General features: G+C 65.2%; 24 protein-coding genes, 1 tRNA gene and 1 pseudogene. 10 read left to right on the top strand and 16 right to left on the bottom strand.

Annotated features, from left to right (window positions below; genetic code table 11):
• Window positions 1-35: 35 nt before the first annotated feature.
• Window positions 36-776, top strand: coding sequence for an inositol monophosphatase family protein (locus IEY88_RS29495; RefSeq protein ID WP_229693878.1), 741 nt, complete (start codon window positions 36-38; stop codon window positions 774-776).
• Window positions 773-1,456 carry an SDR family NAD(P)-dependent oxidoreductase gene (locus tag IEY88_RS29490; RefSeq protein ID WP_189158148.1) on the top strand — a complete coding sequence of 228 codons (684 nt, stop codon included), beginning with the start codon at window positions 773-775 and terminating at the stop codon, window positions 1,454-1,456. The genes IEY88_RS29495 and IEY88_RS29490 overlap by 4 nt, the downstream gene beginning before the upstream one ends.
• Here IEY88_RS29490 and IEY88_RS29485 read toward each other — a convergent pair.
• The 5 genes from IEY88_RS29485 to IEY88_RS29465 form a co-directional block, all read right to left on the bottom strand.
• On the bottom strand, window positions 1,401-1,865 hold the full coding sequence (locus IEY88_RS29485) for a DUF6346 domain-containing protein (protein WP_189158147.1): 465 nt from the start codon (window positions 1,863-1,865) through the stop codon (window positions 1,401-1,403). The genes IEY88_RS29490 and IEY88_RS29485 overlap by 56 nt on opposite strands.
• Window positions 1,866-1,881: 16 nt before the next feature.
• A complete protein-coding gene (locus tag IEY88_RS29480; RefSeq protein ID WP_189158146.1) occupies window positions 1,882-2,982 on the bottom strand; it encodes an MrcB family domain-containing protein in 1,101 nt (366 codons plus the stop codon).
• Window positions 2,983-3,380: 398 nt separating this feature from the next.
• A complete protein-coding gene (locus tag IEY88_RS29475; protein ID WP_189158145.1) occupies window positions 3,381-6,668 on the bottom strand; it encodes an NACHT domain-containing protein in 3,288 nt (1,095 codons plus the stop codon).
• 415 nt (window positions 6,669-7,083) lie between these two features.
• Window positions 7,084-7,278: a DUF397 domain-containing protein gene (locus IEY88_RS29470; RefSeq protein ID WP_189158144.1), complete on the bottom strand. Its 195-nt coding sequence runs from the start codon at window positions 7,276-7,278 to the stop codon at window positions 7,084-7,086.
• Window positions 7,265-8,143, bottom strand: coding sequence for a DUF5753 domain-containing protein (locus tag IEY88_RS29465; RefSeq protein WP_189158143.1), 879 nt, complete (start codon window positions 8,141-8,143; stop codon window positions 7,265-7,267). Before IEY88_RS29465 ends, IEY88_RS29470 begins: the two co-directional genes overlap by 14 nt.
• 842 nt (window positions 8,144-8,985) lie before the next feature.
• Between IEY88_RS29465 and IEY88_RS29460 the strand changes: the two genes are divergently transcribed.
• From IEY88_RS29460 to IEY88_RS45585, 5 genes and pseudogenes are all read left to right on the top strand, one after another.
• A complete protein-coding gene (locus tag IEY88_RS29460) occupies window positions 8,986-9,909 on the top strand; it encodes a Scr1 family TA system antitoxin-like transcriptional regulator (protein WP_189158142.1) in 924 nt (307 codons plus the stop codon).
• Window positions 9,910-10,013: 104 nt separating this feature from the next.
• Window positions 10,014-10,754 carry a DUF5753 domain-containing protein gene (locus tag IEY88_RS29455; RefSeq protein ID WP_189158141.1) on the top strand — a complete coding sequence of 247 codons (741 nt, stop codon included), beginning with the start codon at window positions 10,014-10,016 and terminating at the stop codon, window positions 10,752-10,754.
• A 94-nt stretch (window positions 10,755-10,848) separates the two neighbouring features.
• Window positions 10,849-11,997: a replication-relaxation family protein gene (locus IEY88_RS29450; RefSeq protein ID WP_189158140.1), complete on the top strand. Its 1,149-nt coding sequence runs from the start codon at window positions 10,849-10,851 to the stop codon at window positions 11,995-11,997.
• Window positions 11,988-12,254, top strand: coding sequence for a hypothetical protein (locus IEY88_RS29445; protein WP_189158139.1), 267 nt, complete (start codon window positions 11,988-11,990; stop codon window positions 12,252-12,254). Before IEY88_RS29450 ends, IEY88_RS29445 begins: the two co-directional genes overlap by 10 nt.
• Window positions 12,254-13,249: pseudogene (locus IEY88_RS45585) on the top strand (recombinase family protein); the annotation flags it as partial. The gene IEY88_RS29445 and the pseudogene IEY88_RS45585, both read left to right, overlap by 1 nt.
• 198 nt (window positions 13,250-13,447) lie before the next feature.
• Here the strand turns inward: IEY88_RS45585 and IEY88_RS29435 are convergent.
• The 11 genes from IEY88_RS29435 to IEY88_RS29390 form a co-directional block, all read right to left on the bottom strand.
• Window positions 13,448-13,708, bottom strand: a complete 261-nt coding sequence (locus IEY88_RS29435; RefSeq protein WP_189158138.1) for a hypothetical protein — start codon at window positions 13,706-13,708, stop codon at window positions 13,448-13,450.
• 389 nt (window positions 13,709-14,097) lie between these two features.
• Window positions 14,098-14,174: transfer RNA gene (locus IEY88_RS29430), tRNA-Leu, on the bottom strand.
• A 118-nt stretch (window positions 14,175-14,292) separates the two neighbouring features.
• Window positions 14,293-15,396, bottom strand: a complete 1,104-nt coding sequence (locus tag IEY88_RS29425) for an ATP-grasp domain-containing protein (protein ID WP_229693877.1) — start codon at window positions 15,394-15,396, stop codon at window positions 14,293-14,295.
• Window positions 15,393-15,515 carry a hypothetical protein gene (locus tag IEY88_RS45160; RefSeq protein ID WP_256238980.1) on the bottom strand — a complete coding sequence of 41 codons (123 nt, stop codon included), beginning with the start codon at window positions 15,513-15,515 and terminating at the stop codon, window positions 15,393-15,395. Before IEY88_RS45160 ends, IEY88_RS29425 begins: the two co-directional genes overlap by 4 nt.
• Before the next feature lie 247 nt (window positions 15,516-15,762).
• Window positions 15,763-17,088 (bottom strand): NAD(P)/FAD-dependent oxidoreductase, encoded by a 1,326-nt coding sequence (locus IEY88_RS29420; protein ID WP_189158137.1) that lies wholly within the window; start codon window positions 17,086-17,088, stop codon window positions 15,763-15,765.
• 142 nt (window positions 17,089-17,230) lie between these two features.
• On the bottom strand, window positions 17,231-17,686 hold the full coding sequence (locus IEY88_RS29415) for a hypothetical protein (protein WP_189158136.1): 456 nt from the start codon (window positions 17,684-17,686) through the stop codon (window positions 17,231-17,233).
• Entirely contained in the window at window positions 17,686-18,915 is a 1,230-nt protein-coding gene (locus tag IEY88_RS29410) for a DUF58 domain-containing protein (RefSeq protein ID WP_189158135.1), read from the bottom strand. Before IEY88_RS29410 ends, IEY88_RS29415 begins: the two co-directional genes overlap by 1 nt.
• Complete coding sequence (locus IEY88_RS29405) at window positions 18,912-19,853, bottom strand: AAA family ATPase (RefSeq protein ID WP_189158134.1); 942 nt, start codon at window positions 19,851-19,853, stop codon at window positions 18,912-18,914. The genes IEY88_RS29410 and IEY88_RS29405 overlap by 4 nt, the downstream gene beginning before the upstream one ends.
• A complete protein-coding gene (locus tag IEY88_RS29400; RefSeq protein ID WP_189158133.1) occupies window positions 19,850-20,200 on the bottom strand; it encodes a hypothetical protein in 351 nt (116 codons plus the stop codon). The genes IEY88_RS29405 and IEY88_RS29400 overlap by 4 nt, the downstream gene beginning before the upstream one ends.
• The gene (locus IEY88_RS29395) at window positions 20,197-20,820 is read right to left on the bottom strand and encodes a DUF4129 domain-containing protein (RefSeq protein ID WP_189158132.1); all 624 of its coding nucleotides are present in this window, start codon (window positions 20,818-20,820) and stop codon (window positions 20,197-20,199) included. Before IEY88_RS29395 ends, IEY88_RS29400 begins: the two co-directional genes overlap by 4 nt.
• A 27-nt stretch (window positions 20,821-20,847) precedes the next feature.
• Window positions 20,848-21,492 (bottom strand): uracil-DNA glycosylase, encoded by a 645-nt coding sequence (locus IEY88_RS29390; protein ID WP_229693909.1) that lies wholly within the window; start codon window positions 21,490-21,492, stop codon window positions 20,848-20,850.
• A gap of 30 nt (window positions 21,493-21,522) precedes the next feature.
• Here IEY88_RS29390 and IEY88_RS29385 point away from each other — a divergent pair, with 30 nt between their 5' ends.
• From IEY88_RS29385 to IEY88_RS29375, 3 genes are read left to right on the top strand one after another with little or no spacing between them, the layout of a single operon-like run.
• A complete protein-coding gene (locus tag IEY88_RS29385) occupies window positions 21,523-22,980 on the top strand; it encodes a S10 family peptidase (protein ID WP_189158131.1) in 1,458 nt (485 codons plus the stop codon).
• Window positions 22,977-23,405, top strand: a complete 429-nt coding sequence (locus IEY88_RS29380) for a GNAT family N-acetyltransferase (RefSeq protein WP_189158130.1) — start codon at window positions 22,977-22,979, stop codon at window positions 23,403-23,405. The genes IEY88_RS29385 and IEY88_RS29380 overlap by 4 nt, the downstream gene beginning before the upstream one ends.
• The gene (locus tag IEY88_RS29375; protein WP_189158129.1) at window positions 23,402-23,968 is read left to right on the top strand and encodes a chloramphenicol phosphotransferase CPT family protein; all 567 of its coding nucleotides are present in this window, start codon (window positions 23,402-23,404) and stop codon (window positions 23,966-23,968) included. The genes IEY88_RS29380 and IEY88_RS29375 overlap by 4 nt, the downstream gene beginning before the upstream one ends.
• The last annotated feature ends 1 nt before the right edge of the window (window position 23,969 follow it).

Below are 23,969 nucleotides of genomic sequence, written 5' to 3'. Positions count from 1 at the left end.
TCCGGTCGTGTTTGTGACCGATCACAATGGGCCGCGTGACTCCTCGCGATCTCCTCTCGTTGGCGGTGTCGTCGTGTGTGGACGCCGCGTCGTTGCTGCGCGACGTGCCCGTCATCGTGTCGCCGAAGGGCACGTTCGACCAGGTCAGCAATGCCGATGTCGAGGTGGAGGCGTTCCTGCGGTCCGCCCTGGTCACCGGTGCTCCCGGCTCGGCCGTGGTCGGCGAGGAGCTGGGAAGCGCTTCCGCTCCTGTCACCTGGTTCGTCGACCCGATCGACGGCACCCGGAACTTCGTGCGCGGCCTGCCGTTGTCGTGCATCTCGGTCGCCGCCGCCGTGGACGGTGTGCTGGTCGCGGGCTGCGTGCTGGACCCGTTCCGCGACGAGCTGTTCACCGCGGCTGTCGGTGTGCCGTTCAGCGTTCGGTCGACCGGTCTGGTCATCGCGCCTGGTGTGAGTCCCCGTCCGTTGGTGCTGACCGACATCCCGCTCCCCGGCAGCCCGTACACCGGTGAGATGGAACTGCTGGGTTCGTTGCTGGAGGTCGCCGACGTCCGCCGCGTCTACTCGACGGCCCTGTCGCTCGCCTGGGTGGCAGCCGGCCGTGCGGACGCGGCGGCGAACATCGGCGTGTTCCCCTGGGACACGGCGGCCGGCGCGGTGCTGGTGCGCGAGGCAGGCGGCGAGTTCCGTTCCGTGGCCGCGAACGCCTTCGTCGCGGGCCGGGGTGAGATCGTCGACTGGCTGACCACTCGCGTGAAGGGCATCGTCTCGTGATCGATCTCAACGGCAAGGTCGTCCTGGTCACCGGCACCTCCGGCGGCATCGGTGCGGGCATCGCCGACCGCTTCGCTCTTGCGGGCGCTTCCGTCGTGCACCACCGGGGCCTGTCCGACGGCGACCTGCGCACATCGGCCGCGGACGTGGTCCGTCAGGCCTTCTCCCGCCACGGCCGGTTGGACGCGGTGGTGAACAACGCCGGCGTGCAGCCCGTGGACCCGTTGCCGGACATGACAGTCGAACAGTGGCAGTCCGTCGTGGACACCAACCTCACCGCCCCGTTCGCAGTTACGCAGGCGGCCGTGCAGTACCTGCCCGCTGGCGGTTCGGTCACGCACATCGCGTCGATCGAGGGCACCCACCCCGCCCCCGGCCACGCGCACTACGCCGCTTCGAAGGCCGCCCTGATCATGCACGCCCGCGCGGCCGCGTTGGAGTACGGCCCGCGCGGCATCCGCGTGAACACGGTGTCGCCCGGGCTGATCACTCGTCCCGACATCGAGTCGCAGTGGCCTTCGGGTGTGGCGCGGTGGCAGGCCGCGGCTCCGTTGGGACGGCTGGGCACCCCGGAGGACGTCGGGGACGCCTGCGTGTTCCTCGCTTCGGACCTGGCCCGGTGGATCACAGGGCACGATCTGGTTGTCGACGGAGGCGTGACAGCCCGCCCGACCTGGTGACCCAAATGGACACGTAGAGCCAGACGCCCGCGAACAGCAGGAGCAACCCAAAAGCCCACCACGCGTACGGCCGCTCCGGAGTCAGCTCACCGCGGTCGAACTCGCGCCCCACCACAGGTTGGCCGATGAGGTGCGGTTCGAGAAACCCGCGCACCGTGGCGATTGTGGCGCTGCGGCTGTTCCTGTTCTCCACCCTGGCCCGACACTCGTGCACAAAACCGAAGCCGCGCAACGTGATCGGCCCGTACTGCTCGCACGAGAGAGCGGTGATGGCGAGGTCGGCCCGGTCGACGTTCTCGGCGTCCGGCTTGTCCCAGAAGTGGGTGAAGATCGTCGCGCCCAGCAGGTAGCCGAGCACGGGCATGACCAGGAACGCGAAGACGCGGTGCAGGACCCCCTGTAGAACCACGGGACAGACGTTAGCGTCACTCGCCGACGACGTACCGGTAGGACATCGGCGTCAAGTTCGGCACCGCGATCTGCCACGGGTGAACGACCCGCAGCTCGCCACCCGAGGCCGTCGGCGGCGTGGCCGAGTGGTCGAGCACGATGCGGCTCACGACCACCAGCATGGTGTGCGGGTACTCGCGCAGGTGGAGATCGACCTCGTTCTTCGTCAGGATGATCTCGGACGCGTCCGTCCACTTGGTCGTGGTGCCCTTGACCTCGACGTACAGGTGCTCCTCGCCGCGTCGGGCATCGAGGTCGTAGGACCTGGTGGCACCGACGTCCTTGACCGAGTACCCCTGCGCCACGAGGTGCTGGGTCGCGAGGTCGACAGCACGCCGTTCGATCGCGATCCGCTCCGCGGCGTCGAGCCGAAGCCCCTGCCCCCGGCGAGCCTTGCCCGCCACGCGCTCGGCCTCGACCTCCGCGTCGACGACCTCGGGGGCCGGGTCACCGGGAGGAAGGTCGACTACCGCGAGCTCGTACAACTCACTGAGCACGGTGCAGAGGAAGACCAGATCGGCGGCGAGCACGTCATCAGAAGGCAAGTCCTCCAACGAGTACTCGAACGCCACGACGTTCCCGTCCTCGTAAGCACGCCCCAGGTTCGACTTGCGCGCCCCGAGCTCGATCTTCTCGACCAGATCCGGACGCACCAGCAAACTCGCCGCCAACGCGGCCCGCGCCCACCCCGAGCGCTGCCAGAGGTCCTGACGAGGCCGTGGCTGGAACTCCCCGTTCCGCCACAGCGTCGCCCCCTGCATCAACGACAGGTAGACCCGATCCCCCCGCGCCCCGAACAGGTAGACGACGTACCAGCCCAGCGTCGCGGACGGCGACAGACTGGCCGAGTGCACACGAGCCCAAGGGATCTCGGACTTGAGCCCAGCGCCGTCACTGCCCTCGGCGGCCCAGTCGTCGACCTCGTCCGGCACCGCCCGCGCGATGGCGGGCAACTGCGCCCGCAGCCAGTTCGTCACGTCGCGCCGAACCAGCCGGCCGCGCTTCTCCATCTCGGGCGTGTTCTTGGAGTGCCACGCGGGCTGCAGCAGCAGGACGTCACGGAGAAGCTCACGCATGGCCACAAGATCGCATGGAGCCCCTCCAAGCGTTACCCGCCAAGGCGCAGTCGCACAGGCCGTGCACCCGGTGCTGTGATCACCAACACAGGAGACGGCGACACTGGTACTCCGGCACCACTTCGGCACCGCCTGTCGCGGAGCTCGAGCGTCACCGCGAGTTACAAGATCATCCCCTGGTTGGGTCTCGCCTGGTCAGGAATGGTCCGTACGAGGTGTTTGATGGTGCCCCCGACACGGTACCCACTAGTCCCTCCCCTACGCGCACCTGCCGCGAACTGCAGATATCCGCCGCTGTTCCGATTACGCATCGCCGTCGACGCCGCAGATGAGGGGCCCAATGAAGTGTCGGGGCCCGCACAAGACCTTTGTGACATTGGATCCGCCTTCGAGCGAAATCACCTAAATCGCCGCGAACCCCAAGGACTCACAGTTAGTCGAGCACCTAAGGCCTGGGAATTCCGCACGAGCTGACCAGGCGCAACTTGAACAGAGACTTTTCGATTCTCCCGCAAGGGATTCAAATCTACATCATCAGCGATTCCCTCAATAAGAAGCTCTCGCAGGTTCGGAAGATCAGCTAAAGGAGTCAAATCCACAACCCGCGCACATCCCCTAAGTCGCAGAATCCTCAAATTCTTGAGCCCTGCCACGGGCGATAAATCCGAGACTCCAGTCTTGGAAATCTCCAGGAAGCGCAGATCTTGCTGTTCCGCCAGTGGGCTCAGATCCTCAACCGCAGAACAGCCAAATATCCGAAAGTCTTGCAAGCTAAGATCACTCAATGGATCAAGATTGTCCAACCAGTCGCAGGAACCAAGGTAAAGGTTTGTCACGCTGCTTGCCTGATTGGCGAGCGCCTCCAGGCTGCCGCGACTAAGTTTCGATCCTTCAAGCGATAGCGACTTTATCGAAGCAAGGGTCGGCAGCTGACCCAAATCACGCAAGCCCAAACTACCGAAGAGGGCTAGGGTCTCAAGATTAGCGAACCTCTTCAGAGATCCATAATTCTCGATCGACTCACAACTAGTAAGCCACACCATTCGTAGATCCGGCAAACCATCCATAAAGCTTAAGTCCGTCAGTGTTCGGAGCCTGAGCGCGAGACTGCTGAGCTGCGGCATCTCAGGAAGATCGTGCAGATCAGCGCCCATCCCTTCAACATACAAACTTAGATCTCGCAATGTTTGCGCATGTCTTGCGAGAAAGTCGAAATCCCTTAGTAAGTCAGCATGTATCTCCAGTTCGGCAAGCGGCGGAACGTGCCGAAGAGCCGCGATCCGAGATTGAGAACGTAGAACATGCACCCTCCCTCCCTCCGGCATCGCCGCAAGCACGCGTTTGGCGTACACATCAGGTTCAAAGTACTCCCAAGCACGTGAAATTTCCGACTGATACTTTGCTTCAGCCGCGTAGTTAGCGAGCACATCGAGTGCTTCTTCACCATTTATATACGAAGCCACCTGAATGGTCGCTTCGGCAGCACTACGAGACAATCCACTAAGGCTGCGCGGAAGACGTCCCAAAACAGCCTCGCCCGCAGTCGATAGGGAGCGAGCCGCACTAGAATCTCGAGGTGGAACGAGATCATCTAGACAGCTACTCAACGCTATGGATACATCACTAGACACAGAGGGAAGCGTCTCAAGGCAGGCAACTGCCAGAAGCTTTAGCCTTCGAGCCAGTCGCGGCTCCACTTTCGCTCGGTCAAGTATCCCAGCAACTAACTCTCTGCGAAGCGGCTCATTGGCGTGCCCAGCTGCCATGATCACAGTTTCTCGCCATAGAGACTGGTGCGCATTGCGAATCAGCAGATCCATGTCGCCAATATCGGCAGCATGCTTCGCACTCAGGTATTCCTGAATAGTACGGTGCACAAAGTCAATCCGTCCCGGAACAGGCTCCCGAAGCACGCCGCTTCGATGCACCAAAAGATCAAGAACTTGCGCCGCACTGGAGCGAACTTGAGGCATCACCGTGAGACGGTCAGCGATTAGTCTTTCCACCGTCGCCTTCGGCAACTCCACACGACCACTTGTCGATAAGTGCCAAGATAAATCTTGAAGGATTCTAATTTTCTGATCAGACTCAAGGAAACCGAGGCGCGCACTTGGCACATTACAGGTAGAGTCCCTGGTTTCCAACAACATCTCGAGCGCGGCGCCATAAAGACTCATTCGGTTACGAGGCAGTGACTCTCGATCGAGGTTCAGTGCACATAGCATTGCAGCAAGCAGCGGGGTGGCGGCAAGCGTTCGCAAATGTGGCGCTGAGTCCAGTCTCGCCAACAACTTGGCTTCATACGCAGGAAGTCTTTCGGGCGAACATGGCAATCCGGCGCAGCCCCGTATAGCTAGATGCCATTGCCGCACCAGAGCACGAAGATCAGACATCCCGAGCTGCTCTAGAAAAGCTGAAGTAAAGCCTTCCGCTTTGAGCCAATTGGCAGCCGCAGCAGCAGGACGAGAAGTTACTACCATACGAACACGGGGAAACTGCGTGATAATTTCTTTTATCCAAACTCTCACGAGCTGCCGCTGAGAGGCAATAACCTCATCTACACCGTCCACCAGCACGATGGCGCGGCCAGAAAGCAGATGGCGATGCACCCATCCTCGCGGCATAATCCCAGTCAAGCTTCCCGCTATGTCGTCCAGGAACTCCTCGGGGCGCGGCAGAGCTCCTTCCGCATGACTACGAAGCTTAATCATAAGGGGAACACAGCCGTTTAGGTCATACAACGCGCCCTCGAAATTGCGACGCGAAGCAGTCACCGCAAGCCACCGCAGCAAGGTACTCTTGCCGCCACCTGCCTCACCTCGAACGAGCATTAACCTGTGGTCACCCAGAGCACGTTCCACCCTGACAGAGGCGCTTTCAATCTCATCAAAATTTCTATCCAGACCCCGCGCAGGGTCAATTCCAGTCGAGCGCCCATGGGATTCCGCCGAAACACTAAGGCTAATATATGCGACACTTAGAGTGGTTTGCGTCCGCGTCAATCGCTCAAATCGAACTCCGAGGAGCTCAACCTGATCAAGCGAATCACTGATAGATTCCAGGTAGCGTCGAGTAAACTCGTCATCTCCCGACGTTCCTTCTGGCGCAACTAGCGATCGAATCGGCAGCCGTGAGAGCATCGTCTCCACGGTTTCAGCCAATCGCGACAGTCGCACTAGACTTTCAGCAACTGCCCGCGGTTCAAACTGTGGGAGATGTATGATAGCGCGCGCTAAGCAGTCACAGCACTCATCAAGGATGACGTCATATAGTCTGGCAGCCGCTTCACCGAGCTGCGTCGCCACCTGAGTTCCCGGCAGGGTCACACGTAGCCTTCTGGCAAGCTTTATGGGATCAAGATCGTCGGAGAACAATGCCCGGTCAGTTAGCTCAGCTCGATCAAGCGTCAAGATTACCTGATGCAGCACCGCTTCACGGTCACCATCGCTTAGTCCCCGAAACTCTTGACCGCTCACGGCTAGCAGCCGCTCGGTAACGGAGTCGGCAATCGCCTCGAACTGTCGCTCAGCCTTGCGCCGCTTGATCTCGTCGGGGAAACCCGTCTTGATCAGATCAACGAGGTCCATCGTGGCTGCAGTTTTAGCTGCGTGACCAGCCATCCATCGACCAAAGACGAGCTTCGCAACTGATCGTCCGGCTCCAAGTGCAACAGCCTCGACGGACATGATCCTCCCAGCCCTTACGGCACACGTGAGCGTTACCAGCTGGCTGGCTGGCCGTCAACAGTGGCTCCTCGTCAAGAGTGTCGCAGGCTTACGCCGTACCGTTAGCCAAGTTCCTAGATTGAGCCGCAAGTGGCAGCGAGAACTTGTTGAGCGATAGCCTTGCGCGACAACCGGCTACGGCACCTACAGATCTCGCCTACAAGTGACACGCAAGACCGATTCAACACGCCGCTCGCGAGTAACATCCAGAACAAGCCTGAGCTTGCTTAATGCGATCACACTTTGGCACGGAAGCTTGAGTCTCAAGCTGAAGCATCAGCCCTCGACAGCATTTCTCCATACGGCATATGCCGAAGGATTCGACAGGCCAACCCGCTGACAAGATCAACGGCTCTAGCCTCGTTCGGGTGTTGTTTCAGATTCTGAAGCCGCCCGACTTGGCATGCTCAAGAAACGTGGCCCATGCGTCGGCGCTTACGGCAAATGAACCACCGTCAGTGTGCTTGCTGTCCCGCAGCGCGGTCTCGACTTCACCGACGGCGAGCTCAACGCAGTTGTTGTCTGGTGCGGTGTAGCTGGACTTGCGCCACGTCTTCTCAGGGTTCGTCATCTCGCTGGAGTCTCTCCTTGAAGAGTTCAGCCTGATCACGGATGACCTTGAGCGACTCTTCGGGCGTGAAGGCCAGCTCGTCCGCGATCTCGTTGAACGACTTGCGGAACTTGTCTACGTCAACGTCATTCTCCACCCACCGACCACCTCCCCTGGTCTCCAGGTAGACGACGTCAGGGAAGTCCTCGTCGTCGAAGCTCAGGATGGTCACGCCGTCGATGGCGTAGGCGCCGGCGTCTTCGTCGATCACCTGGATCGTCACGTTCAGGAGAGCCGCGGACGCTTGCAGGTGAAGCAGCTGCGCGTACATGGCGGCGGGGCCGCCGACCGCGCGGCGGAGAGCTGCGATGTCGATCAGGAAGTGCGCTTGCAGCGGAGCGTCGCCATGTAGCCGCATCTGGCGGCTTTGCCGGGCGGCGACGGTGCGGTTGGCGGGGACCTTCGGGTTGACGAACAGGTGCGCCGCTTCGCGGAGAGCGAGCGTGTACTCCGGGACCTGCAGCATGCCTGGGATCCAGACCGCTTCTACCTGCTTCAGCTTTGAGGCGTCGGCCTCGGCGCGGGCATATGAGCGGGCGGCCTGGTTGTACGCGGCTGGGTGTTGGACGCGCGTGCTGTCCTGCTTCGCGTCCTCCCAGTACTCGGTTGCCTTGCGTCGGCGGTCTTCGTCCGCCTCTACGAGGTCGAGATACAGGCCAAGGTCTGCCCAGCCGAGAAGGTTCGTGCCGTTCAGGCACTTCGAGAGGTGCGCCTCGGTCTTGCGGAGTTCGCTCGCCAGGTAGTTGAGATCCTTGCCCGCGTCCTTGCGTAGCTGATCGAGCAGGCGGCCCAGCTTGGACTTCCTGTACGTCTTGTCGCTCGGCACCCGGTTGCCTCCTCGCGCTGCGGAACTCGTGAACACCCTAGTCACGCGCTGGTCAGGGCAGGTTCACACGTTCTGGTTATCGCATTAGGGGTTAATTGACCCTTAATGTATTCGCTGTCGGCGGGATCCTTGGCCCCTTGTGGGAGCTGGTCCGGACGGGCGTGTCCGGCTGGTAGCGCGCCACGCCCAAGGATTCCGTCGGCCCCAGGTCGGTCCGACGAAGGGTTCTGGTGATGGCGCGTCTTGAGGATTTCGTTCCGATCGTGGTGAACCTGACGTGGGCGCAGACCGCAGTGCTTTCGCGCGCTGCCGTGGTGGTCACTTCTGCCTTGGATTGCAGGGAGGCCAATGCTGCGGAGCAAGGGCTTCTTGTGTTCCGCCAAGCGGTTGCGCGTGCTTTCGCCAACGACAGGACGTCGGAACCGACCGAGCAGCCTCGGTGTTCCCGTCTCCGAGCCAGCTAGCCGAAGGGCGCGCTGCCATGGGCAACCTGGTCTTGTTTTCCAAGCTGCGTCGGCGGCTTGTCGAGCACTTGGATCTTGTGTCGCGGATCGCTGCTGACGGTGATGGTGCGTCCGCGTTGTCCATGGCACGGCACGAAGTTCCGCGGTTAGCAGCCGCGCTGCGTGTGTTCGTCGATGAGCACCAGCCGGACGAGAACGGCTGGTGCAGGAAGTGTCGCAGCGGGCCCGCTTGGCGGAGAGTGCCGGCGCCTTGCCGGATGTTGCTCGACGTTCATCTTGCCGCTCAGGCAGCGACTGCGACGACGCACGAGCGCACGCATTGGCGGCCGAAGAGGCACCGGGCGTGAAGCCCACAGATCAAGAACAGGCTGATGGGACATGGCGCTACAACTGGTCAACGGGAGAGCAAGTCTTGAGGTCCGCGCCTTGAGCCGGACCGTGCTGGGCTGGCGTACGAGGCGCGACTGGTCGCTCTTGGAGTTGGGTGCTCGGGTTGGCTTCTCCACCGCGAAGTTGTCGCACCTCTGCCGAGCTGCGCAACGCATGTCTCCTAGTGAGGTCGTCGTGGTCGGAGCTGCGTGCGGTACATCCGATGACGAGGTTGAACTGTGCATGCGGGTTGCGCAGCGAGCCGTTGATCCCCAGATGTGGGATCGGATCAACGGCGACGCCTGGGCTCGGCTGACGTGGACGCCGTGGGACGTCTTGGCCGAGGCGAGTGAACTGGTGATTGTGGCGTCGGAAACGCTGCCTGAGCTTGTGCGTACCGGTGGTTACCACGCCGCCCTTGTCGAGTCTGGTGCAGCGGCGAATGACATCGATCTTGCGAACCAGCAAGAGGCTCTCAGCCGCTTGAGCATGGGCACCAAGCAGGCCGCGAAGCTGCGGCGGCTGAACGTTCGACTGATCGTGACAGAGCAGGTGCTCAACGACGGCGTTGGCGATTCGAGAGTGATGGCGGACCAGCTGGAGCACCTGGAGGAGCTGGGCGAACTGCCTGGCTTTGAGCTTCGAATCGTGGACGGGGATGTCGGCCCCTACTTCGGCATGGGCGTGTCGTTCACCGTGATGCGGTTCGTGGAGAAGCGGTTTGACGACGTCGTTCTCCTGCACACGCTGCACGGTGGCAACACATGGCTTGAGTCGGCTGTCGAGCGCGCTCCCTACGAACGAGTCCTTGTCGCGCTCCGCGATGTCGTCCGCACCGAGGAGCTGTCCTTGCTCTGGTTGAACGAGGCCTCGCTGCGGCTCCGAGATCCGGCACGGCGCTTGCAACTGGTTACCGATCACGCGAGGAGCTAGGTATGCCGAAGAGGATCTCCACCGCGCGTGGCCGTGAGCTGGGCGCTGGCATACGAGCGGCCATTGCAGGAGCTGGCATGACCTCACGAGGGGCCGCTGAGGTCATGGACTGGGACGAGGCCAAAGTCTCGGACGTGGTGAACGGCAAGGGTGGCGCCAACCTCGTTGAGATCGCTGCGCTACTTGGTGCCTGCCGGGTCAAGGCCGATGAGCGCGCTCATCTTCTGGCCATGCACAGTGAGACGGCTGTTGTCGGCTGGTGGCAGCAGCACGGGGTGTGTTCGCCTGTCGAGCTTCGTACGGTCGTTGAGAACCTGGCGGTGGCGGAGACGCTCACCTGCTGGCACACGCACGCGGTGCCGTTGTTCCTGCAGACGGCCGACAACATGCGCGAGGCATTGCGCGCCTCGGCCACGTCGCCGGCCGATGAGCTGGAAGACCGAGTTCAGGCGGGCCTTGCGATGCAGCGACTGCCTCGACGAGGCACCACGTGCACGTACTTCATTCACGAGTTGGCGCTGCAACTACAGGTCGGTGGTGCTGAGGTGCAGGCCGGGCAACTACTGCATCTCATGTTCATGGCGAACCGCCCGAACGTCGAGATCCGGATCCTGCCGGTCGCCCGAGGTGCGCACGCAGGGCTGGCCGGGCCGTTCACCCTGCTGACGTTTTCGAAGTACGAACCGCTGGTTTGGGTTGGCGCAGAGAACTCCACTCTCCTTGCCGAGTCGAGAGATGCGGTCTCGGGTTACGAAGCTGTCGTTCGCGCGCTGGCTGCCGAGAGCCTCGACGAGGCCGAATCCAAGGAGCTGCTTCTCCGCCTGCATGACGTGACGAAGCCATAACGATCGACGACCGCGTGTCCTATTAGGCCCCGAAATCCGGAGTTCAGGGGTGCTTGAGCGACCACCGCTTGAGCAGCTCCAAAGGGAGAGGCCTATGGGCAGCAGCGCGGGTTGGTCAGCGCGTGGTCCGGCGCATGGGGAGGCGGATGTCCGGCGTTCTGAATCCGCTGGTCCAACCGCCGAGACGCAAAGTCACATCACCGCACGTCAGCAGTGGTATCGAGAAGAGTCGCGCAAAAGCCGACTGAGGAGTGAGAGCAAAGGAACTCCCCACATTCGTGGACGGCGCGGCGGCCGAGTCGGCGAGCCAGATGCGGCCCTGTGGTTTCGGCTCGTTGAACGGGATCGACGGATCCTCGCCCTCCTGCACGAGCACAAGGTGCTCACCACCAACCAGATCGCGGCGATCGAGTTCTCGTCGATACGACGTGCTCAGGATCGTCTGCGACAGCTGCGTGACATGGGCGCGGTGTTCGCGTTCCGCGACTCGTACAGCGCCGGCGGCACAAGTCAGACGAGGTATGCGCTCGGTTACCGCGGTGCGCGGGTGATCGCTGCACAACGCGCGGAGAAGCCGCCAGTTGCCGGTGCGTACGCGGAGCGCTTGGAGCGGCTGGGGTTGTGGCCGAAGCTGTCGCATCAGCTCGGCGTCAACGACTTCTTCTGTGGGCTGGCGGCGTACGCCCGTACTCGCCCGGATGCCGCCCTCACGCAGTGGTGGTCGGAGAAGGCGTGCACCGAGTTCTTCTGGCACGGGGACATCAAGCTCAGGCCCGATGCTTACGGCTGTTGGGACGAGCAGGGACGTCGGGTGCGGTTCTTCCTGGAACACGACACCGGCACCGAGCCGCTGTCCAAGGTTGTGCGCAAGCTCGATGACTACAGCCGCTTCGGCACCGACGTGTTCGGCGTTCTGCTGTTCTCGGTTCACTCATCGCTGCGAGAACGGAACCTTCGCTCGGCGATGCGACAGCAGCTCGGCTACGAGAAACCCTGCTTCGTCATCGCGACCTCGTCTCGTGACCACTGCCATCCTGATGGACCTGCTGGGCCGATCTGGGCGGCGTGGTCCTTTCAAGACCAGGTCCAGGAACGGCGGCGACTGGCGGAGCTGCCGCAACGCGGTCCACGCATCGTACAGCACGTATCCCCTGTTGGGCTCCCGTACAGCGAAGCGGCATGGGATCCCAACGACACCACCATGACCGGACAGGTCACGGGAGATGAGAGGCGATGGGAATGAACGTCTTTCCGTTGCCTCAGAAACCACCCATTAGTGACATAGAACCCTTGTGCGACAACGGTTCTGGGCATGCTGAGTGGCACTATAATCAGATAGGAAACCGCACGAAGAGCTGGGCCTTCTCCGGCCAGGTGCGTTATGTCAGCGGCGCCGAAGGCGATCGTCTGCGCGGCGAACTGGCCGCCGTGATCAGAGACCTCCTCGACTGGGCTGCCGCCCAGCACGCCGAACAGGTCGATGATCAGGAGGCTGCCTGATGAGCCAACCGCGAACGCACGCCGTGCCGTCTGGACCATCCGGTCTGTCGGACTACGCGGTCTCTCCGCTAGGCATGCCGATTGCGTTGCTGCGCAACGAAGTTCGCGTGGCATTCCTGGGGCGCACGTCCACCGACGACCAGCAGGATCCGCGGCAGTCCATGCTCCGACAGCTCGGAAACTGCAAGGCGTCCATCCCCGAGTCGTGGGTGATCGTCGCGCACTTCTACGACGTTGAGTCTGGCCGCATGGAGCTGGACCAACGTGGACGTGGCGAGAACTACGAGCGCTACGACATCCCGATCGCCCGTGATGGCGGTGTCACTGACCTGCTCGACGAGTCCGCGCACAAGGGACGACGGTTCGATGTCGTGATTTGTGAGAGCGTCTCGCGCGTGGCTCGGCGCACGTATGAAGGGCTCTCGATCGAACGGGAGTTGGAACGGGCCGAAGTCCCGCTGTTCGCCTCCAACGAGCCGATCACGCTGAGCGGCAGCCGGGCGCAACGGATCCTGCAGCGGCGGATCAACCAGTCGGTCGCCGAGTACGAGGTGCTCAACACGCTGGAGCAGTCGTGGGGCGGGTTGTGCACGCACGTCCGCGAAGGTTGGAACATCGGTAAGCCGCCGTACGGCTACAAGGCCAAGACCTACCGGCATCCCAACCCCACGAAGGCCGCCAAGGGGCGGACCAAGACGCGGCTGGAGCCGGATGGCATCAAGGCCGAGACCGTCACCCAGATCGCGATGTGGCGCTACCACCAGGGCCTGGGCTATGGCGCGATCGCCGACCTGCTTAACGCTGATCTGGCCAAGTACCCGCCGCCTGAACCGCCCAGCAAGGCGCGTGCCAGAGGAGCTTGGAGCAAGTCCAGCGTTTGCGACCTCCTGCGGAATCCGAAGTACACCGGTTTCCAGGTGTTCAACCGGCGCGCGACGCGGTCCAAGCGCGGGAAGGTCAACTCGCCTGTCCTGTGGGTGTGGTCGCCCGAGCCGGTCCACGAGCCGCTGATTCCGAAGTGGATGTTCGATGAGATGACAGCGATGAGGAAGGCCCGGCAAGGCTCGCGAGACGACGACGCGAGTGTGCATTCCATCGCCACACGTACGTACCTGCTGCGCGGCATGGTGTTCGACGCGTGCGGCCGGCGGATGTACGGCAACTTCCGCAACGGACGCGTCTACTACATGTGCTCAGCGCGCAGTAACAACCGTGGACGGCCCGACAGGTACTCCGACCATGCCGAGGTGGTCTACGTCCGCGAGGACGCGATCATGGACGGCATTGCGGCCTTCTTCGCGGACCGCGTGTTCGGTCCCGAGCGTCGCGCACTGCTCGAAGCTGATCTTGCGGCCGTCGACGATCGCGAGACCGAGCAGCGTCGTGCTGAAGCGGAGCGGGTCGAACGAGCGCTTGCTGACATCGAACGGCGGCAGGCAGCGATCCTCCGCCAAGCCCAGGACGGCGATGACGCGTTCAGCCGCGGACTGCGGCAGACCTACAACGAACTGGACGAGCAGAAGCAGACGCTCGTGACGAACACCACATCGATTGGTACAACAGTGCCAATCAGGCCGACAGGCGAGGACGTCCGGCTGCTCGATGCGCTCCCGCGCCTGGTCGCGGACCTGAGCAAGGCACCTGACCTGCTGCTACGAAGCCTGTTCAAGATCACCCAGCTCGGCGTCCGCCTGAACGATGACCATGATCAACTTCTGATTACTCTCCGGCTCCCCTCCGCGCACCTTTCGGAGGTAGCCGATTCGGCCGAACGGATCGCCGAAGCGGTGACCGTGAAGCCTGAAACGCCAGATCAGGCACCGAATCCTTATGCGGATCTAGTTGGTGCCCCCGACGGGATTCGAACCCGTACTGTGATCCTTTTAAGGGACCTGCCTCTACCGATTGGGCTACGGGGGCGCGGTGAGCCTAGGCCTTGATCGTCGGCCTGTGTGAGCGGATGGTCATTTCTCGCCCGAGCGGCCCAGCGAATTGGACTAGAGCGAGCATCCGGGTAAGCGTCGAACGGTCCCGAACATCAGCGTGCCCTTCCTGCTCCGAGCAGCTCCTTGAAGCGCAGCGCCACCCAGTCGTGCACGGCCGTGGAGACGCTCGTGTCGTCTGCCCTGTGTTCGAACCAGCGCCAGTCGCAGTTGACGTTGATCTCCAGGAACACGTGGTCACCGCCGGTCACGAGCAGGTCGAACGCCGCCACCTGGACGCGCCAGTGGCGGGCCAGGGCCAGGAGCCTGTCCGAGAGGGACGCCGGGACCGAGGTCGGTGTGACGCGGACTGCGTCGGGGTCCACCCAGAGTTGGGCCGGGTCCAGCTTGTCGACCTGGTAGGCGATGCACTGCTCGCCCACCACGAACACGCGCAGTTCCGTGTCCGAGGGGACGTACTCCTGGACGATCACCGGTGCTGGTTCTGGGGCGTCTGAGGCGCGGGAGGTTTCGAGGGGGCGCGGGAACAGGCCGTGTTGCACGCCTGGGCGCGGTTCGAGCAGGTGGCGGCCTGCTGTTTTGACGATGCAGGCGCCGCCTCCTGGGCGGGTGCGGCCCGGGCGGGTCGTCACGGCTGTGCGGGGGACGCGCAGGCCGAAGGTGGAGGCGTCGGAAAGCTGCGTGAGACGGTCCAGGTGCGTTGAGAAGCGGGACGGGTTCACGTGAGCCCAGTCGGCTCGGGAGGACAGCCAGTTGGCCACTGAGGCCCATTGGTCGACGGCGTAGGCGCCGGCGAGGGTGCCTGGTTCTACCGGGACCGCGGAGAGTTCGAAGTGGCGGCGCCAGACGAGCAGGGGGCGCAGGAGCCAGCGGTCCAGTTCGATCAGGGGCTGGTCGGTGTAGACCGAGAGAGGGAGGTCCACGCAGCGGTCGGCGTCTATGCGGGCCATGCGGATGCCGCGTTCCGCCAGGGCGATGGAGAGTTCGTTCATCTCCATGTCGGCGGCGCGGGCCAGCACGAGCACGCAGGGCTGCGGGTTGCCGTCGCCCTCGTCGACCATGCCGAGGCGGTGGACCTGCTCCTGGAAGTCGAGGCACTTGGGCGGGGAACGGAAGAGGTATTCCTGGCCCTGGAGCAGCAGTGGTCTGGCAGCCTCGGACGGGGCACCTGGCACCCGTCCGTCAGCCGACCTGCTCAATCGTCCTTCTTGCTGCGGAAAACTTGCCCCGCCTGCGCGTACTCTGCGGCGTACTGCGCCAACGCGGGGTCCTCGATCTCGCCGCGACGAAGCTGTGCGGCCAGCTCCTCGAGAGACATCGGGATCACCTCTCTCCCCACACGGCGAATCACGCATTCAGGTGATGCACCAGCCGTAGTCTCCGAAACACGTAACGCAATGTCAAGGCGGCCGCCGGAGCTTTACTCCGATTGGGCGCTCAAGTTCGGCCCTCAGAGCAACGAAGTGCCCCGAACGAGGTGATCGTCCGGGGCACACGTCACTTACAGAGAGTGTCGAGCTAACCCTGCGTCATTCCCAGCGGCGAGGCCAGGTCAGGGGCAGGCGTCAGGACTGGACCGCGCGGTCGAAGTCCGACTTCGGGTCGTTGATCTGTCCCAGGGCCACGATCTCGCGGCCGTAGAACAGCGCCTGCGTCCAGTCCATCAGCACGCGCAGCTTGCGGTTCACGGTCGGCATGAACGCCACGTGGTAGCTGCGGTGCATGAACCACGCGGGCAGGCCCTTGAAGCGCAGGCCGAACACGTCCGCGACGCCCTTGTAGAGGCCGAGGCCCGCGACCGAGCCGAGGTACTTGTGGAAGTAGTCCTTCGGCTTCTGGCCGCGCATCTGCGCGACGATGTTCTTCGACAGCAGCTTCGACTGGCGGATGGCGTGCTGCGCGTTCGGCACGCACGTCGCCGTCGGGTCCTCCTCGGTGCGCGAGAGGTCCGGCACCGCGGAGCAGTCACCGGCGGCCCACACGCCTTCGAGGCCCTGGACCTGCATGGCGGCGGTGCACCGGACGCGGCCGCGCTCGTCGAGCGGGAGGTCCGTGTTGCGCAGCACCGGGTTCGCCTTCATGCCGGCGGTCCAGATGATCGTGTCCGAGTCGAACTCGGTGCCGTCGTCGAGGATGACGTGACCGCCCTCGAGCGACTTCACGCGGGTGTCGAGGTAGATCTTCATGCCGCGCTTCTCGAGCGCCTCGACCGTCCACGCGCCGAGCTTGGCGGAGACCTCGGGCATGATCCGGCCGGCGGCCTCGACCAGGACCCAGTTCATCTCCTCGGGCTTGATGCCCTCGTAGTACTTGAGCGCATACCGCGTCATGTCCTCGAGCTCGGCGAGCGTCTCGATGCCCGCGAAGCCACCACCGATGACGACGAAGCTGAGCAGCTTCTTGCGCAGGTCCGCGTTGTTCGTGCTCGCTGCCTGGTCCAGGCGCGACAGCACGTGGTTGCGGACGTAGATCGCCTCGCCGATCGTCTTCATGCCGATGCCGACCTCGGCCAGGCCGGGGATCGGGAGCGTGCGTGAGATCGCACCCAGCGCGGAGACGAGCACGTCGTACTCGATCTCCTCGACGTGGCCGTCCGACAGCTCGGCGGTCACGATCTTGCGCGCGTGCTCGATCTTCGTGACGCGGCCGGTGACGACGTGGCAGCGCTTGAGCACCTTGCGCAAAGGAGCGACGACGTGGCGCGGCTCGATCGAGCCGGCCGCCGCCTCAGGCAGGAAGGGCTGGTAGGTCATGTGCGGCTGCGGGTCGATTACCGTCACGGACGCCTCACCGGAACGCAGTTTCTTCTGCAGTCCGAGAGCCGTGTACATCCCGACGTATCCACCACCGACGATGACAATCCGAGTGGGGTGCGACTTCACAGCAGCCATACACACATGGTCGCACCAGAACCCCCTTTTTCGCGCGTCCGGAGGGGCCGTTGTGACTGGCGTCGCCGGGTGATGCCCGACACGATCCCGGCTGACCTGCGCATCGAGTCGAACACGAGGTGTTCTCCCTGAGAGTCTCGATTCAGATCCTCAGCTCGACGACCCCGATCACGACCGTCAGAGCACCCAGTCCAAGCACCTCCACGAGCCCGATGCCGGCACTCGATGGGACGAACGCCGCGAAGGCGGTCACGACGAATGTGATCACTTGGACAATGGCGAACCGGCGCGCCGGTGCTTTCAGCGCGGCGGGCTCGATTCTCGTTTTCACCGGAACGACCGCCGCGAGCGCGGACGTCACGTGCACGAGGTGCAACGCCGGAATCATGATCAGCACTCCCAGCCGCAACGGATGCCCGTCGGCGAAAGCCATCGCTAGCGCCGCGTAGCCGATCAGCAACGCCGCACCCGCGCTTCCCGGCATCAGCACGGTCAGCGCCGTGAGCGCCGTGACGACCAGCAACGGCACGATCGACGACGACTCCAGGTGCAGGACCAGCCCCACGGGCAACGCCGCGAGCACGATTGCGAGCCGCATCAGCATTCGCGCGTCACCGCCACCCCGTGCTCGGCCATGCGCCGCAGCCGCAACCGGTGCTCGGCGGCGATCATCTCGGCCGCGACCTCACCCCACGGCGTCTCGTCGTCGGGCTTCAACGGCGTTGGCAGCGTGTTGATCGCCAGCACGACATGCCCGTGCTTGCGCGTCTGCACGGCCAGCTCCGCGACGTCGTCGTCGAGGAACGGCGACAGCAGCACGACCACGCTCCCGTGCGGCAGCTTGCGCAACGCCACCCGCGACGACCACCCGGCGGCCTGCACGCACACGACGAGCTGCGTGCGGATCCGCAGCAGGTGCCGCCGCCCGACGCCGGAACGGACGTTGAGCTGCGGGCGGGACAGGTCCATCAACGCCACCCGGTCGCCCTGCCGCAGGTACCCGGCGGCCATCGACGCCGCCCGCCGCACCGCGCGGTCCAGGCTGCCACCGGGCCGCGTCGTGGCGCCGTAGTGCGGTGAGGCCCAGTCCGCCACGTCCGCACCGACGTCGGCGCGCGTGTCCAGGGCCAGCACGATCTCCGCGTCGGCCTCGGCGTGCCGTTCGCGGACGTGCACGGTGCCAGTGCGGGTCGTGACGCGCCAGTCGATGCGCCTGAGCCTGTCCCCCGGCTGGAACGCCCTGATGTCGCGCAGCTCGGTCGAGTCGCCGGGGCGCGACGAGCGGTGGATGCCGACGAGACCGGCGGGCCGGGGCGGCAGCGGTCCGGACGGGTGGTGCTCGACCGGCGGCAGGATCGTGCGGACGTGCTCGACCCCGACGATCGGTCCGTAGACGTGCATGCCGTCGGGCCCGGCGAACAGGTGGTCCAGCCGCAGGTCAACACCGGGTCCCCAGGCGTCACGCCGGATCTCCACGGGCAGGTCCGGCGAGTGCGCCGGCACCACCCGAGCACCGCCGGGCAGCTTGACCACGGCGATCTCGGCGTCCGCGCCGTCGACGCGCGCGACGGTGTGCGCGACGCCCATGCCCGCCCCTCGCGGCACGGGGCGGACGCTGACCGTGGGCGTGCCACGGGGTTTGTCGGTGAGCAGCACGGACAGGATCAACGGCACGCCGAACAGCACCAGCTCGACCTGGTGCAGGAACATCCCGCCGACGACGAGCCCGACGCCCAGCCAGACGGCGCGCGAGTACGCGTCCGTCGGGTGCCAGTGCGCGCCGTGCGACTGGGCGAGGGCCTCCCTGATCTTGTCCGCTCTGCTCATGAGCTGGGCGGGCCCGGAACCTTGCCGAGCAGCTCGGTGACGACCTGTACGTCGTTCACGCCGGACGTCCACGTCTCGGGCTTCATCACGAGCCGGTGCGCCAGCACGGCGATCGCGCACTCCTTGACGTCCTCGGGCGTCACGTAGGCGCGATCGTCCAAAGTGGCCAGTGCCCGCGCGACGAGCACGAGCCCCTGCGCACCCCGCGGCGACGCGCCGACCTCGACGGACGGGTGGTTGCGCGTGGCGACGGCCAGATCGACGCAGTACCGCAGGAGATCGTCGTCCACTGTGGACTTCTCTAGCTCGGCCTGCAGCTCGGCGAGCCGCCCGGCCGCGAGCACCGGCGCCACGTCGGCGTCCTCCCGCTGCCGCGCGAGCCGCCGCCGCAGGACCTCGACCTCCTCCTCGGCGGGCGGGTACCCGATGTCGAGCCGCACCAGGAACCGGTCGAGCTGAGCCTCGGGCAGCGGGTAGGTTCCCTCGTACTCGACGGGGTTCGAGGTCGCCAGCACGTGGAACGGCCTGGGCAGCGGGAACGTGCGCCCCTCGACCGTGACCTGCCGCTCCTGCATGGCCTCCAGCAACGCGGACTGCGTCTTCGGCGGCGTGCGGTTGATCTCGTCCGCGAGCAGCAGCCCGGTGAACACGGGCCCCTGGTGGAACTCGAACTCGCGGCTGCCGGGGTCGTAGAGGAACGACCCGGTGACGTCCGCGGGCAGCAGGTCCGGTGTGCACTGCAGGCGGCGGAAGTCGAGGCTGAGGGCCTGCGCGAGCGACCGCGCGATCAGCGTCTTACCCAAGCCAGGCACGTCCTCCAGCAGCACGTGCCCGCCCGCCAGCACGGCCGCGAGCGCGAGCCGGACCGTCCGCGTGCGCCCGACGACGACCTTGCCGATCTCGTCGAGGACCGCCTCGGCCTCGTGTGCGATGGTCACTCGACCCTCCTGAGCCTTTCCGCGAGTTCTTTCGGATCCGGCATCTCGGACGCCTCGATCCCCAGTCGTGCGAGCCGGCCGCGGAACCGTTCCCGGTAGCGCCGCGGGTCCTTCGCCGCCTCGTCCAGCCTGCTCGCGAGCGTGCCGGCGAGCGCGCTGCTGATCGACCCTGGCGGCGGCGGTGCCGAGCTCCAGACGATGTCCGTGGCCCGCGGCAACCTCGTGACCAGCACGCCGAACGCGGTGGGCGGCACGGCCAGCGCCGCGGCCCACGCGGGCGAGGCCCCGAGCCACCAGATCACGACGCCGATGACCACCCCGACCACCAGCGCCAGCACGGTTCTCATGCGAGCTCCCGGACGATGCGGCGCAGTTCCTCCTGCGCTCGTCGCGCTTGCGAGGCCGTCACGTCCTCATGCCCGAACCGCGCGCGCCGGTAGAGGTCCTTCAACACCACCGCGTCCACGCCGAGCTTCTCGGTGAACTCGGTGGGCGTCTGGTGGGGTTTTCTGGGCTCCGCGGCTTCGAGCGCGAGCCAGGCGGCGATCACAGCGTCGCGCGGCGGCCGGTTCGGGTGCTCGGTGAACTCCTGCAACGCCTTCTCGACCCGCGCCACGACCGGCGGCTCTCCTGCCTCGCCGTCCTCGACCTCCACCCCGCGCACCCCACGACGGCGCCAGCGGGGCAGCTCGAACGCGAGGACGATCCCGATCAGTCCGAACAGGACGAGCCCGGCGAGCAGCACCAGGTACACCGTGAGCGGCACGGCGAACAGACCCGGCAACTCGGTCGGCAGCGGCACGTCCACCCGCGGCGCGTTGTCCTGCGGCGGCGGGCGGTCGTCGAGGCGGTTCACGAACGTGACCGGCGACGTACCGCTGGCCGCGACGACAACGATCAGCAACGCCGCCACCGCCACCCCTGCCCGCCACCACCTCATGGCGAGCAGCCTGACACGCGTCAGCACACTTCGGATGATCCTTCGGTCAACTGACTAGTCGAACGACTGCGCGGTCCCGACGTCCATGGCCCGTCTCAGCACGTCCTGCAACATCTCCTGCGTCAGCCTCCCGGTGTACGTGTTGTGCGGCGACACGTGGTAGCACCCGAACACCCGCAACGAACCAGCCGCCACCTCCACCCCGTGCCCGAACTTGGGCGGCCGGTCGACCCCCACCAGCGGCAGGAACGCCTTCCACCCGAACCCACCCAAGACCACCACGGACCGCAAATCAGGCATCAGCGAGATCTCCTCCCGCAGGAACGGCGAGCACCGGTCCCGTTCCTCGGCGGTCGGCTTGTTCTCGGGCGGCGCACACCGCACGGGCGAGGCCATTCGCACGCCGTAAAGCTCCAGACCGTCGCCACGGGACACCGACGTGGGCTGCGAAGCGAGGCCCACCTCGTACAACGCGCGGTACAGGAAGTCGCCGGACGGGTCGCCGGTGAACATCCGACCGGTCCGGTTGCCGCCGTGCGCGGCGGGTGCGAGGCCCACGATGAGCAGCGAGGCGTCCATGGGACCGAAGCCCGGGACCGGTCTGGCCCAGTAGTCCTGGTCCCGGAACGCCGCGCGCTTCTCCACCGCCACCAGCTCGCGCCACGCGACGAGGCGCGGGCACGCTCGGCAGGCCGTTATTCGATCGTCGAGTTCCGTAGTGTTGCTCCCATGTCCGAGGAGAAGACCGAAGAGAAGCCCGAGTCTCCCGCTGATGATCTGGTCACCACCCAGCACAGCATCACCGTCAAGGGCCGCGAGCTGAACTACACCGCCACCACCGGGCGGATCGTGCTCAAGGAAGAAGTGCTCAAGGACGGCGTGTTCGAGGGCCACAAGCCCAAGGCCGAGGTGTTCGTGACCACCTACACGCTCGACGGCGCCGACCCGTTGAAGCGGCCCGTGACGTTCGCGTTCAACGGCGGGCCGGGTTCCGCGAGCGTGTGGCTGCACATGGGGCTCCTCGGGCCGCGCCGGGTGCTCAGCGGCGACGTCGGCAACCTCACCGCACCGCCGTACGGGATCGCGGACAACGAGGAGAGCCTGCTCGCCGAGAGCGACCTGGTGTTCATCGACCCCGTGTCGACCGGCTTCTCCCGGGCCGCGCAGGGTGAGAAGCCCGGCAACTACCACGGCTACCAGCCCGACATCGAGTCCATCGCCGAGATCATCCGGCTCTGGACCTCGCGCAACGGCCGCTGGATGTCGCCGAAGTTCCTCTGCGGCGAGTCGTACGGCACCCTCCGCGCGGCCGGTCTCGCCGAGCACCTGCAGAAGAAGTACGGCATGTACCTCAACGGGCTCATGCTGATCTCGTCGGTGCTGGACTTCGCGACGCTCGAGTTCAACGAGGGCCACGACCTCGCCTACACGCTCTTCCTGCCGACGTACGCGGCCATCGCGAACTACCACGGCCTGCACGGCGACCGCCCGCTGAAGGAGGTGCTCGCCGAGGCCGAGGAGTTCGCGGTCCGCGACTACCCCTACGCCCTCGCGCGCGGCAACCGGCTCACCGACGTCGAGCGCGCCGCGGCGATCGAGAAGCTCGCGCGGCTCACCGGCCTGTCCGAGGAGTACGTGGACGCGGTCGACCTGCGCATCGAGCACATCCGGTTCTTCACGGAGCTGCTGCGCCGCGACCGCAGGACCGTCGGCCGCATCGACGCCCGCTTCACCGGCTGGGACACGGACTACGGCCGCGAGGGCATCTCCGCGGACCCGTCCATCGACGCGATCCTCGGCCCGTACTCGGCCGTGCTCAACCACTACCTGCACGCCGAGCTCGGTTACTCGAGCGACCTGCCGTACGAGGTTCTCGCGCGGGTCATCGAGAACTGGTCGTACAAGGAGTTCGAGGGCCGCCACGTCACGACGGCGGGCAAGCTCTCGGCGGCGATGCGGGCGAACCCGCACCTCAAGGTCCACGTCGCGTTCGGCTGGTTCGACGGCGCCACGCCGTACTTCGCGGCCGAACACCTCATCGCGCACCTGCAGATCCCCAAGGAGCTCACGGCGAACATCGAGTCGGCCTACTACCCGGCCGGCCACATGATGTACGTCCACGAGCCCAGCAGGATCCAGCAGTCCGAGGACCTGGCGGCGTTCGTGCGGAACTCCTCCAACACGTGATCCTCGACCTGTCCGACGACGCCGTCCTGCGCGAACTCTGGACGGTGCAACGTCTGGCGTATGCCGTCGAAGCCGAGCTCATCGGCTTCGACGGCATACCGCCGTTGCACGAGTCGCTCGACGAGCTCAGGGCGTGCGGTGAGACGTTCCTCGGGATCTACGACGAGGAAGGTCTGACCGGCGCCGTGTCGTACCGGCTCGACGGGTCCACTGTGGACATCCACCGGCTGGTCGTGCACCCGCGCGCTCACCGGAGGGGCATCGCGACGAAGCTCCTCGACGCGCTGCCGGACGGGCCGCAGGTCGTCAGCACGGGCACGAAGAACGAGCCCGCGCTGAAGCTCTACCGCAAGCGCGGGTTCGTCGAGACCGGCACGCGCGAGGTCGGTCCCGGCGTCTCGCTCACCGACCTCGCCCGCCCGTGATCATCTTCCTGAACGGGACGTCCAGCTCCGGCAAGTCGAGCATCGCCGCGGAGCTCTTGAAGGAGCTGGACACCCCGTTCTTCCACCTGAGCGTCGACGCCTTCGGTGCCATGCGCGCCGTCGAACGCACGCTGGAGCTCGACGCCATCGCGCAGCAAGAACTCCTGCAGCGCACCAGGGCGGGCTTCCACCGCGCGGTGGCGGGCATGGCCCAGGCGGGCAACGACGTCGTCGTCGACCACGTGCTGAGCGAGCCGTGGCGGCTGCAGGACTGCCTCGACGTCCTCGAAGGCCTGGACGTCGTGTTCGTGGGCGTCCATTGCCCTCCAGAAGAACTGGAGCGGCGCGAACGGGCGCGGGGTGACCGGACGCCGGGTGCCGCGGCGAGACAGCTGCTGAGCGTCCACCAGCACGGGCTCTACGACTTCGAGGTCGACACCGGCCTGAACAGCCCGCGCGAATGTGCAAGAGCCATCAAGCGGTTCGTCGGCCGGCCACCGACCACAAGGGCCTTCGACGAGTTGAGGGGCCGCGCCCGCAGGCACGACCCCTCAACCACGTAGA

It is taken from the genome of Lentzea pudingi (assembly GCF_014646255.1).
In the GTDB taxonomy this organism is placed as follows: domain Bacteria; phylum Actinomycetota; class Actinomycetes; order Mycobacteriales; family Pseudonocardiaceae; genus Lentzea; species Lentzea pudingi.
This window is presented reverse-complemented; position numbering and strand designations above follow the sequence as displayed.